Here is a 12,769-nt window from a genome sequence, read left to right as displayed (position 1 = left end):
AGGGTCAGTGATATACTATTGTTCACTGACCGAAGTAATTATTCACCTTTCCATTTATATCCGACTTTATAGACAGTTTCTAAGTAGTTTTCAACAGGAAATCCTTTTTTGCGTAATTTATCACGGATATTGCGAATATGTGAATCGATTGTTCTATATTCGATGTCTGTTTCATAACCCCAAATTTTTTCGATTAAATCATCTCGGCTATAAGCACGGTTTGTATTTTGTAAGAATAGTCCAAGTAACGAAAACTCGATAGGAGTTAGTGGGATTTTTTCTTCATATACTGTGACAGTATGTTTTGTTTTATCCCACTCAATACCATGGAAGCTAACAAAGCCATCTTTCTTTGTACGGCGTAATATTGCTTCAATTCGTGCGACTAATACATGTTCATCAAATGGTTTTGTAATATAATCATCAGCCCCCATGGTAAGACCTTTCACCATATCGTAATTTTGATTACGAGCTGTTAGCATAATGATTGGAACGTTGGATATTTGACGGATTTGATAGCAAGTATCCCATCCATCCATATTCGGCATCATAACATCTAACAAAATAATATCGAAGTCTTTTTGTTCGATTAACTTTAGTGCTTCAAGGCCAGAGGTAGCTTTCATACAAAAATAGCCGCGAGGGCTTAAGAACAGATCTAATAATCGTAACATACGTTCTTCATCGTCTACTAATAAAATTTTAACCATAATCTTGTGCACCCCAAACTGTTCATTCTATTTGTATAGTTTACATGAAAATAATAAAAAACTCTTTTTATGTGATTGAGTAGAGGGCGGATTTTTTGCCTCAAGGCAATTGACATAAAAAATGCACTAGTTTTGCACAACTATTTTTTATAATAGAAAACGTAGCGACACAAAATACCCTATGTTGCGACATAACGTCATGTCATTTTATTTATAAAATGACAATTCCATTCTATTGTGTATGTGAGATAGAGAGGGTTTTCGTATTCACCTCGCATCGGATAAGAAAAATTTCCTATCTCACACTTTTTTTAAAGGGAGATTATACACATGAATCCAAAAGAAGAAATTTCATCAAAAGAAAAGCAAGATCGTAATACGGTTGTAATGTGTGTTGCCGTATCTATGGTTATTATTATAAGTTGTGTAAATAAATTTTTAGGGATTTTATAATATATAAAAGCTGATAGCTTCTTAAGAAGCTATCAGCTTTTTTTATTTTATATAGGCAAGTACTCAATAGGGATGGCCGTTTCCTTATTGAGTCTAGTTTTAAGGGAATAGTTCTATATAATAAACCAAGGTAAAATTGCTAAACCAGAAGTTACAAGCGCTGTAGTAAATATTAAAAATATAGCTCGTTTATTTTGTCTCATGTCACATTCTCCTCTACGTATCAAGTGAATGCTGTACGTTCACTTAATGATCAGTAGTAATGATTCATTAATTAAAGTTTCATTTTATATTTTTAGTATAATGAATGGAAAGGATTGGTACGATCGATAAAGGTGACATGAAGATTACATTGTTGTAATGAAAAAAGCATCTTTCTTAATAAAAAGATGCTTTTGGAGAACTATATTGGAGTATTAATCATTTAAGAACAGAACCATATGTTCCTCGTCCCAATATTGACCGTTATGTTTTAATGAACGCTCTTGTACGCCGTAAGTTTGGAAACCTAATGACTCATATAATTTTTTTGCAGCATCGTTACCAACTACAACATCGAGCATCAGTTGTTCTACATGTAATTTAGCGGCATTTTCAATAATTGCTTTAATTAATGCTCGTCCTGCTCCAAGGCCACGCGCTTTTGGGGAAACAAAAACAGAGCCAATTTTTGCTTTATGTTCCTGTTTAATGAATGGTTTTGTTTCTAAAGTAGCAATGCCGATTAAATCGTTATCTTTGAAGACACCTAGAGTATACTTATCCGGATTGCTTAATCGTTTTGCCATAGCAGCTACAGGATCCTCATGTTTAAGAACATCTTCATAAGAAGAGCTAAAAGCTTCCGGGTTCTTCGTTAAACCTTCCATACAAACTTTTAAATATATTTCTGCGTCCTCTGTCGTTAATAAGCGAATTTCCATAGTTGTAACCTCCCTGGTGGATTTCAAATAAATCCATTACTTGTATAAGATTGTGTATGCGTTTTGTTAGCAGTCTCTTTTAATTTGTAAAAGAATGAAAAGATATATGCTACAATGTTTTGTTTTTAATTATCCCGCTATTTGTGGGCTGATAATCAGCGGGGGATGAAGCTCCCCACTGATTAAAGTTTCACTTTATGTAATGAAATTATATATTAACTTTATTAACTATTCAAGTGTTTAATATATTACATTTTTATAACTAAAATAACTCCTCGATTGAGGAGCTATTTTAGTTATTCGATTGATAACCATCAATTCGATGTGGATGCGTGTAAATATTACAAGATTCATTTCTAATAAATCCTACGACTGTAATGCCTAAATCGTGAGCGAGTTGCAATGCTAGTTTTGTTGGAGCCGATTTAGATAGAACAATTTCACATCCGATTTTTGAAACTTTGAGTAAAATTTCGGATGAAATACGCCCGCTAAATGCGATGATTTTTCCTTTAACGGATATATCGTTGCGCAAACAATGACCATATATTTTATCTAATGCATTATGCCTTCCAATATCCATTCTTGATAGGAGGATATTGTTTCGATCACATAGCGCGGTATTGTGAACACCGCCGGTTTGGCGAAAGGTAGTGGAAGATTGTTGCAAAGTATTCATTAAGTGAAAGCATTCTTCAGGAGTAATTTTCACATGTATATCATGTAAATTTTTTGCTTTTGCAGCATCGTTAGCGAAAATAAAACCTTGTCTACCTTTTCCACAACAGGAAGTGATGTATCGTTTATTGTATAAATTTTGATAGAGCGGATTTACTTTTGATGATGTTACATGGACAATTCCGTTATCTTTTTGAACCCATAGTTCTCCAACATCTTTATAGGAAGAAATAATTCCTTCAGAAATTAAAAAACCAATTACCATATCTTCGATGTAATTTGGTGTACATACGACTGTTACATACTCTTCGCCATTTAATTTAATAGTAATAGGAGATTCTGTAACAATCTCATCAAGTTGTTTTGAAAATGTACCAGACTGATAGCGTACAACTGTATAATTCTCTTGCGTAGGCCCCATATTAAATTCCCCTTTTATATGTATTTCTCTCCCACACTTATCATAAAACATTGAAAAAATAAAAACATCTATTAGAAGGAAGGTATCAGATTATTTTGGTTATTATTGTATATATACGATATAATAGAAATGTAGAATAGTGAAATTTTCAGGCTTTCGTAGTGATACCTTATAAACATCTAGAATCGACTTCATAAGAAAAGTATTTGGGCAGAGCGTTTCAAAAATATGTACAGTAATTCATTTATGAAAACGGATTCATAAATGTGTTGTACAGTTGGTTGTAAGGAGAGGGGAAACTATGGCAGAACAGACAGTCCGTGTAACCGTAGATGGTAAAGAATTTTCAGCATCGGGTGAAAAGACAATACTACAATTATTTAACGAGAGTAATTTGGAACATCCTCAAATTTGTCATGTACCAGAAGTAGATCCAATTCAAACTTGTGATACGTGTATTGTAGAAGTAGATGGGAAGTTAATGCGTGCTTGTTCAACGAAGCTTGAGAATGGTATGCATATTGAAAGACAGTCACAGCGTGCAAAAGAGGCGCAAACTGAGGCGATGGATCGAATATTAGAAAATCACTTATTGTATTGTACCGTATGTGATAACAATAACGGTAATTGTAAGGTTCATAATACAGTGCATATGATGGGAATTGAAGAACAGAAATATCCGTATGAGCCGAAGGTAAGTGCTTGTGAAGTGGATATGTCACATCCGTTTTATCGGTATGATCCAAATCAATGTATTGCTTGTGGACAGTGTGTAGAAGTATGTCAAAACTTACAGGTCAATGAAACTATATCGATAGATTGGAGCTTAGATCGTCCGCGTGTTATATGGGACAATGGTGTAAGCATAAATGACTCATCTTGTGTGAGTTGTGGGCAGTGTGTAACAGTATGTCCATGTAATGCGTTGATGGAAAAATCAATGTTAGGTGAAGCTGGATTCATGACAGGATTAAAACCAGATGTATTAGATCCAATGATTGATTTTGTAAAAGATGTAGAGCCTGGATATAGTAGTATTTTAGCAGTTTCAGAAGTGGAATCTGCGATGCGTAAGACGAAGGTTAATAAAACAAAAACAGTTTGTACATTTTGTGGTGTCGGTTGTTCATTTGAAGTATGGACGAAAGACCGTCATATTTTAAAAGTGCAACCTGTTTCAGATGCGCCGGTTAACGGTATTTCCACATGCGTAAAAGGTAAATTTGGATGGGACTTTGTAAATAGTGAAGATCGCATTACAAAACCATTAATTCGTCAAGGAGATATGTTTGTTGAAGCCACTTGGGAAGAGGCCCTTGAAGTGGTTGCATCTAATATGCAGCATATTAAATCAGAATATGGCAGTGATGCATTTGGCTTTATTTCTTCTTCGAAAGTAACGAATGAAGAAAACTATCTTATGCAAAAACTAGCCCGTCAAATATATGGAACAAATAACGTAGATAATTGTTCACGTTATTGTCAGTCCCCAGCAACCGACGGTTTATTTAAAACTGTCGGTATGGGCGGGGATGCTGGAACAGTGAAAGATATCGCTGAAGCAGGTCTTGTTATTATCGTTGGTGCAAATCCAACAGAAGGACATCCTGTACTTGCGACGCGTGTAAAACGTGCTCATAAATTACACGAACAAAAATTAATTGTGGCAGACCTTCGCAAACATGAGATGGCAGAGCGAGCGGATTTATTTATTCATCCACGTCAAGGAACGGATTACGTATGGCTTGCTGGTATTACGAAATATATTATTGATCAAGATTGGCATGATAAAAAGTTCATAGCTGAAAATGTAAAGAATTTTGATGAATATAGCAAAATGCTAGAGAAATATACGATGGATTATACAGAAGAAATTACGGGGATTTCTAAAAATCAGTTAAAAGAAATGGCTCGTATGGTATATGAAGCAGATGGTACTTGTGTACTTTGGGGAATGGGTGTAACTCAAAATACAGGAGGAAGTACAACTTCAGCTGCAATTTCAAATTTACTGCTTGTTACGGGTAACTACCGTCGTCCTGGTGCAGGTGCATATCCGTTACGAGGACATAATAACGTGCAAGGGGCTTGTGATATGGCAACATTACCAAACTGGCTTCCGGGTTATCAAGCAGTTTCAGATGATACGCTTCGTGCAAAATTTGAAAAAGCATATGGTACTACTATCCCGAAAGCACCAGGGTTAAATAATATCGCAATGTTACTTGCAGCAGACGAAGGAAAATTGCGTGGTATGTATGTCATGGGTGAAGAAATGGCTTTAGTCGATTCAAACGCCAACCATGTGCAACATATTTTAGCAAATTTAGACTTCCTTGTTGTTCAAGATATGTTCTTATCAAAAACAGCTCGTTTTGCTGATGTTATTTTACCGGCGGCGCCAAGTTTAGAAAAAGAAGGAACATTTACGAATACAGAGCGTCGTATTCAAAGGTTGTATGAAGTATTGAAGCCGCTTGGTGATTCCAAACCAGATTGGTGGATTTTGCAAAAAGTTGCTCGTGCACTTGGCGGGGATTGGAATTATGAAAGCCCAAGTGAAATTATGGATGAAATTGCATCACTTGCCCCGTTATACTCTCAAGCAACGTACGACCGTTTAGAAGGATGGAATAGTTTATGTTGGGGTAGTCATGATGGCAGTGATACACCACTATTATATGTAGACGGATTTAACTTCCCAGATAAACTTGCTCGTCTATCATTAGATGAATGGGTACCACCAGTTATAGCACCAGATGAGTATGATTTACTCTTAAATAATGGCCGTATGCTAGAGCATTTCCATGAAGGAAATATGACGAATAAGTCGGCTGGAATTTTATCTAAAGTGTCCGAAGTCTTTGTTGAAATTTCACCTGAACTTGCTTTAGAACGCCAAGTGAAAGATGGTGGTCTTGTAGAATTAGCATCACCATTTGGGAAGATTAAAGTGCAAGCACTTGTTACAGATCGTGTAACTGGAAATGAGCTATATTTGCCGATGCATGCGACAGTAAATGAAGAGGCAATCAATATTTTAACAGGAACAGCAACCGACATTTATACATGTACACCAGCTTATAAACAAACAATGGTAAAACTGCGCGTATTACGTGAAAAAGGAAATCGTCCATTACCATCTTCAAACCCAAGAGATAAAAAACGTCATCCGCAAAACGGTGTTGAAATTGAGCAAAAATGGCAGCGAAAACAATATGTATCACTTGTGGACCAGAATTAGGGGGCGGAGATAATGGCAAAAGAGATTACTTTAATCAAAAAAAAGATTGTAACAGAAGAAGAGAAAAAACAGCAATTAGCAGAGGAATTGTTCACTGAGTTAGCGAATAACCGTGAAGCAGTTGAGGAAACAATGCAGCTATTAGCACAATTACAGAAAGCTGGTATTTTAGACGCAGCGATTAGTTTACTTGCTGCAAAGGAAGATGTGTCAAAAATTGCTGTTGAGCAATTAAATCGTGAGCCAGTTAAAAATGCGTTAAACAATATGATGGGGGCAGGAGAAGCGTTATCTTCAGTTGACCCAGAAGTAACGAAGCAAATTACATCAAGTTTAGTTACTGGATTACAATTTGCAACTGATGAATTAAATAGTGGTAAAAAAACGAAGGTAATGGATTTCTTTAAAGTGTTAAAAGATCCAGATATCAATAGAGCCATTACATTCGGTTTTAGCTTCTTGAAAGCATTTGGACAAGGGCTAGAGAAAAAGTAGAGTAGATGGAAAAAGTGATGGGGAATAGCCATCACTTTTTTCGTTGCATGTATAAGAGTGTTCATGTTAAGCGGAATATATTATTATTAAAAAGATGGATTGGAATTGGAAGTGTGGAATCCATCTCAAATATCGTTTTAGAATTTGGAGGAATATATGCAACACCGTAAAAAACTATCTATACCAGGAGTAATGGGACATTCCTTTCAAACAGTTAAATTTGCTTTTTGGAATGTATTAACCTTTCAACTTGCTTATAAATTATTAGCAGCGATTGTATTTGTCCCGCTATTTGGGATCATTTTTAATAAGTTATTATATTTTGGTGGTTATGCAAATGCAACGAATGATGAGTTATTAGCATTTTTAAAAACGCCATACGGCATCTTGGCAATTGTAATTTTGTCATTGTTAGCACTGTTTCTTATCTTTACGGAATTTGCGGTGCTTATTATTATTTCGTATTTCGCTCATAAAAGACAAAAGGTGAAATTACGTCCGATTTTATATAAAACGGTAACGTATTTACCTACTCTTTTCACATATTGCTTACCAGGATTTATTTTATATGCTGTCGTATTGTTACCTCTTTTAAATATGGGATATGAAACGGCATTAATTCCGCAAATTCAAATTCCTAACTTTATTACAGGGGAACTGTTTAAGACGACGATGGGACAAGTTGGTTATTACACATTCTTTGCTGTAGTTGCGTATTTGAACCTTCGTTGGATTTTTGTTCTACCCATTGTTGTTTTAGAGCAAAAGCCGTTTCGCACAGCAGCGCGTAAAAGTGCGAAGTTAGTAAAAGAAAGCTTTATTAAAGTACTATTCTTTTTAGTAGGATTTTTTATTTCAATAGGGATTGTGTATGTTGTATTTTTAGGAATATATTTATTGTGTTTATGGGGTGTTTATGAATTTACAAACCCAAAGGGAACATTTGCATTATTAGCTGAATCAACAATGTCTGTATTTTTAACGAGTACATTGTATTTATTTAGCTTTATCGTGACACCATTTTATATTATGGCGATTACCCGATTGTATTTACAAAAGGTTCCCGTCGAAGATGTTTTATTAGAAGAAGGATTAGATTATTCAAAAACGAAGGCAGATAAATGTTTCTTTCAAAAACATCGTTGGAAATTTATTGGTGTATATATTGTAGGAATTATTACTGCAGGAATGGTTGTTGCCTTCATTGTGATCTTTATTACAAACACATATAAAGAACCAATTATTATGGCTCATCGTGGTTATATTTCAAAAGGTGTAGAAAATACAAAAGAAGCTGTGCAAGGAGCTATTGATGCGAAAGCAGACTATGCTGAAATTGATGTACTGCAAACAAAAGACGGTGAACTAGCAGTTATACATGATTTGAAGTTGAAACGCCTTGCTAATGCCAATGTGCATGTGTCAGATTTAACGATGGATGAGTTAAGGCAGCTTACTCTTAGTCAAGATGGGTTTACAGGGGAAATTAGTACATTAGATGAGATGATTAAGCTTTCAAAAAATAAAATAAAACTCAATATAGAAGTGAAGCTTCATGGTGGTGAGAAGGACTTCGTAAATAAAGTACTAAAAACAATTAAAGATAATGACTTTGAGAAACAATGCGTTATTCAAACATTGCATTATCCCCTCATTAAAGAGTTTAAACGTGCAAATCCAAATATAAAAGTAGGATATATACTGTATGCGAGTAGAGCTAACTTAAAGAATGTGAAGGCTGATTTTTATGTAGCAGAAGAATACATGTTAAATAAGAAATTAGTAAAAGAAGCAAGAAAGTTAAATAAGCCAATTTACGTATGGACGGTAAATGATATGGAAAGTTTAAAAGGTTATTATAAATTGAACGTAGATGGTATCATTACCGATTATCCTGAGGATGCACGTGAAACAATTAAGATGTTAAAAGAGCAAGAAGCAGAAGAAAGTGATTTGTTCGATAAAATTACAGAAACAACAGATGATTTGTTTTCGAAGTTATTTATAAGTTATCCAGCTGCTGGCTAAATGCTAGCAGCTGTTTTTTTGTGAAAAGAATATATCTCTAAAGTATTGTGTAAAATAATAAGTGTATATGTATACGTGGTTATTTGGGTTTCTTACATTGTTACATTATTGTCAAATAATAAATGATTACTGTTTATTTGGAGTGAGTATAATAAAAATAGAGTGATAGATAATGGGATAACACGGGATACCTAATAGAATCAATGTTTTATATATTTACACTATTCTAAATATATAAACTTTAAAAAAATAGTATGTTAGCGTTTTCATAACTTTTAAGTTATGCTAGAATAAGGACATAAGTTATTAATTATTACAAAAAGAAAAAAGACTTTCTTTTTTCTGTTAATTATAAGGGGGCATTTCATTATGCGTATTGGGGTACCAGCAGAAATTAAAAACAACGAAAACCGTGTGGCAATGACACCAGCAGGTGTTGTACATTTAATTCGTAACAATCACGAAGTATTCATTCAAAAGGGTGCAGGTTTAGGATCTGGTTTCACAGACGCTCAGTATGTTGAAGCGGGAGCAAAAATTGTTGAAACAGCTGAAGAAGCTTGGAACATGGAAATGGTTATGAAAGTTAAAGAACCAATTGAAAGCGAATACAAACACTTCAGTGAAGGTTTAATCTTATTCACATACTTACACTTAGCTCCAGAGCCAGAATTAACAAAAGCTTTAATCGAGAAGAAAGTTGTTGCGATTGCATACGAAACAGTACAATTAGACAACCGTTCATTACCATTACTTGCACCTATGAGTGAAGTAGCGGGTCGTATGGCTGCACAAATCGGTGCACAATTCCTTGAGAAAAACAAAGGCGGTAAAGGTATCTTACTTGCAGGTGTTCCAGGGGTTAAACGCGGTAAAGTAACAATTATCGGTGGTGGACAAGCTGGTACAAATGCTGCTAAAATTGCAGTTGGACTAGGTGCGGATGTAACAATCATCGACTTAAGCGCAGAACGTCTTCGTCAATTAGATGACATTTTCGGAAACCAAGTAAAAACTTTAATGTCTAATCCTTACAATATTGCAGAAGCTGTAAAAGAGTCTGATCTTGTAATCGGTGCAGTATTAATCCCAGGTGCAAAAGCGCCAAAACTTGTAACAGAAGAAATGATTAAATCAATGGAACCAGGTTCTGTTGTTGTAGATATCGCGATTGACCAAGGTGGTATTTTCGAAACAACTGACCGTATTACAACTCATGACAACCCAACTTACGAAAAACACGGCGTTGTTCACTATGCAGTTGCTAACATGCCAGGTGCGGTTCCACGTACATCAACTCTTGCATTAACAAACGTAACAGTACCATATGCAGTACAAATTGCGAACAAAGGCTACAAAGAAGCTTGCCTAGGCAACTCTGCATTATTAAAAGGTATTAACACATTAGATGGCTATGTAACATTCGAAGCTGTTGCAGAAGCTCACGGTGTAGAGTACAAAGGTGCTAAAGAATTACTAGAAGCAGAAACAGTATCTTGCTAATAAAAGCATTATACAAAACAAAATCGAACAATATATAAAACAACATGATAAGAGCTAAGAGATAATACCTCTTAGCTCTTCTTGGCAAAAGGGGGCATACATCGTGGCCAACCTATTTAAAAAGAAATCCGTTACGCAATTGTTAGGGGAAAGTAAAAGTAAAACTTTAACGAAAACGCTAGGGGCATTTGACCTAACAATGCTAGGGATTGGTGCGATAATTGGTACAGGAGTTCTAGTATTAACTGGATTAGTAGCAGCAAGAGATGCTGGTCCAGCAGTTATTTTTTCATTCATGATTGCAGCAATTGTTTGTGGATTTGCAGCTTTATGTTATGCAGAGGTTGCGTCTACACTCCCAGTTTCAGGTAGTGTATACACATATTCATATGCAACAATTGGTGAGTTTATTGCCCACCTAATGGGATGGACATTACTATCTGTATATGTCGTAACAACTGCCGCGGTAGCTGGTGGATGGACGGGGTATTTCAATAACTTAGTGAGTGGATTTGGATTACACATCCCAACAGAGCTGTTAAAGATTCCATCTCAAGGTGGTATCGTGAATTTACCAGCGATCATCATTACGTTAGTTTTAACTTGGTTACTATCAAGAGGTACGAAAGAAAGTAAGCGTGTGAATAACATAATGGTATTAATTAAAATTGGTATTGTTGTATTATTCATTGCGGTTGGTGCGTTTTATGTACAACCAACAAACTGGACACCATTTATGCCGTACGGTATTAGCGGAGTCTTTGCCGGAGGGGCAGCAGTATTCTTTGCTTTCTTAGGATTTGATGCATTAGCGACTTCTGCTGAAGAAGTAAAAAATCCACAACGTGATTTACCGATTGGTATTATTGCTTCGTTAATTATTTGTACAATTATTTATGTTGTAGTTTGTCTCGTTATGACAGGTATGGTTTCTTATAAAGAATTAGACGTACCAGAAGCTATGGCATATGTGTTAGAGGTTGTAGGACAAGATAAAGTAGCAGGTGTAATCGCAGTTGGAGCTGTAATTGGTATTATGGCTGTAATCTTTGCTTACATTTATGCAACGACACGTGTATTCTTCGCGATGAGCCGTGATGGCTTATTACCAAAATCATTTGCGAAAATTAATAAGAAGACAGAAGCGCCAGTATTCTCAACTTGGTTAACAGGTATTGGTAGTGCCTTAATTGCTGGATTTGTCGATTTAAAAGAATTGTCGAATTTAGCGAATATTGGGGCATTGTTAACATTTGCGATGGTTGGTGTGACGGTTATTATTCTTCGTAAAACACATCCGAACTTACAACGTGGCTTTATGGTACCACTTGTACCAACGTTACCTATTATTTCAATCGCATGTTGTCTATTCTTAATGTTCAACTTGCCACTAACAACATGGATTTACTTCGGTGTTTGGTTAGCAATCGGAGTAGTTGTATACTTTGTTTATTCGAAAAAACATAGTCATTTAAAAGACGATGGAAGTTCGCAGGATAATTTAGAAAAAGCTAATTAAAAGGGATATAAGATAGTAAGCCTTGTGCGTCTAGGGAGCGCGCAAGGCTTTTTCTTTTGTTGAAATAATGGGGACCTATGTTACTATGGCGAATGTTGAAGGATTCATTTATTGCTTGAAATGTTTTGATCAAAGAAATCAAGCTGATAAATTAGAATTTGCTTCGTTAATTGTGGATGGAGTGAAAGCGAATAAATAGGAGAAGGATGCACAGTAGTTTTCGTGCATCCTTTTTTGTATGAAGAGTATGATAGATGCGGAGAATATTGGTATGTTTATGTTGAAATGTGAACGGAATTGTCAAAAAAATCTTTTGATTTTTATTGACACATATGAATAGGCGCTCATATAATAAAAGTATAAGATATATGAATGATTGTTCATATGTTCAATTAAAGAGGTGAGCTATAATGGCTGAAAATAAAGTAGTAACAACACAAGAAACTTGTTCTCAAACGGTAATTCATGAAGAAGTCGTGGATCAAGTAAAACAAACAATTCCAACTGATGAAAGTTTAAGTAAAGTAGCAGAATTATTTAAAGTATTAGGTGACCGTACACGTACGAGAATATTACATGCGTTATTTGAAGCTGAAATGTGCGTTTGTGATTTAGCTTATTTATTAGGAATGACACAATCATCTATTTCGCACCAGCTTCGTGTATTAAAGCAAGCGAAGCTTGTAAAAAATCGTAAAGAAGGAAAAGTTGTTTATTATTCGTTAGCTGACCAACACGTAATTCATATCTTCGAGCAAGCGTTTGAACACGTAAACGAGGAAGAATAAATCAGAA

General features: G+C 35.3%; 11 protein-coding genes. 8 read left to right on the top strand and 3 right to left on the bottom strand.

Annotation, left to right across the window (positions count from 1 at the left end; translation table 11 throughout):
• Window positions 1-38: 38 nt before the first annotated feature.
• Window positions 39-710, bottom strand: a complete 672-nt coding sequence (locus DN410_RS24690; RefSeq protein ID WP_149178424.1) for a response regulator transcription factor — start codon at window positions 708-710, stop codon at window positions 39-41.
• A 330-nt stretch (window positions 711-1,040) separates the two neighbouring features.
• On the opposite strand from DN410_RS24690, the gene DN410_RS28590 reads away from it, so the two are divergent.
• Window positions 1,041-1,163, top strand: a complete 123-nt coding sequence (locus DN410_RS28590) for a hypothetical protein (protein ID WP_088233340.1) — start codon at window positions 1,041-1,043, stop codon at window positions 1,161-1,163.
• Between the two features lie 416 nt (window positions 1,164-1,579).
• On the opposite strand, the gene DN410_RS24685 is transcribed toward DN410_RS28590, so the two are convergent.
• Window positions 1,580-2,086: a GNAT family N-acetyltransferase gene (locus DN410_RS24685; RefSeq protein WP_149178423.1), complete on the bottom strand. Its 507-nt coding sequence runs from the start codon at window positions 2,084-2,086 to the stop codon at window positions 1,580-1,582.
• Between the two features lie 292 nt (window positions 2,087-2,378).
• Entirely contained in the window at window positions 2,379-3,185 is an 807-nt protein-coding gene (gene fdhD / locus DN410_RS24680; RefSeq protein ID WP_149178422.1) for a formate dehydrogenase accessory sulfurtransferase FdhD, read from the bottom strand.
• A 301-nt stretch (window positions 3,186-3,486) separates the two neighbouring features.
• Here fdhD and fdhF point away from each other — a divergent pair, with 301 nt between their 5' ends.
• From fdhF to DN410_RS24645, 7 genes are all read left to right on the top strand, one after another.
• Complete coding sequence (gene fdhF, locus DN410_RS24675; protein WP_149178421.1) at window positions 3,487-6,429, top strand: formate dehydrogenase subunit alpha; 2,943 nt, start codon at window positions 3,487-3,489, stop codon at window positions 6,427-6,429.
• Window positions 6,430-6,441: 12 nt separating this feature from the next.
• A complete protein-coding gene (locus DN410_RS24670) occupies window positions 6,442-6,924 on the top strand; it encodes a helical membrane plugin domain-containing protein (protein WP_001040509.1) in 483 nt (160 codons plus the stop codon).
• Window positions 6,925-6,929: 5 nt separating this feature from the next.
• Window positions 6,930-7,094 carry a hypothetical protein gene (locus DN410_RS28215; RefSeq protein WP_218947488.1) on the top strand — a complete coding sequence of 55 codons (165 nt, stop codon included), beginning with the start codon at window positions 6,930-6,932 and terminating at the stop codon, window positions 7,092-7,094.
• Window positions 7,081-8,952, top strand: coding sequence for a glycerophosphoryl diester phosphodiesterase membrane domain-containing protein (locus DN410_RS24665; RefSeq protein ID WP_149178420.1), 1,872 nt, complete (start codon window positions 7,081-7,083; stop codon window positions 8,950-8,952). Before DN410_RS28215 ends, DN410_RS24665 begins: the two co-directional genes overlap by 14 nt.
• A gap of 369 nt (window positions 8,953-9,321) precedes the next feature.
• A complete protein-coding gene (gene ald / locus DN410_RS24660) occupies window positions 9,322-10,455 on the top strand; it encodes an alanine dehydrogenase (RefSeq protein WP_149178419.1) in 1,134 nt (377 codons plus the stop codon).
• A gap of 103 nt (window positions 10,456-10,558) precedes the next feature.
• A complete protein-coding gene (locus DN410_RS24655; protein WP_149178418.1) occupies window positions 10,559-11,974 on the top strand; it encodes an amino acid permease in 1,416 nt (471 codons plus the stop codon).
• Between the two features lie 410 nt (window positions 11,975-12,384).
• Window positions 12,385-12,762, top strand: coding sequence for an ArsR/SmtB family transcription factor (locus tag DN410_RS24645; protein WP_149178417.1), 378 nt, complete (start codon window positions 12,385-12,387; stop codon window positions 12,760-12,762).
• The last annotated feature ends 7 nt before the right edge of the window (window positions 12,763-12,769 follow it).

Origin of the sequence: Bacillus sp. SH5-2, from assembly GCF_008368905.1 — a bacterium.
GTDB lineage: Bacteria > Bacillota > Bacilli > Bacillales > Bacillaceae_G > Bacillus_A > Bacillus_A luti.
The sequence above is the reverse complement of the archived record's forward strand: the minus strand, read 5'-3'. Positions and strand labels throughout refer to the sequence as shown.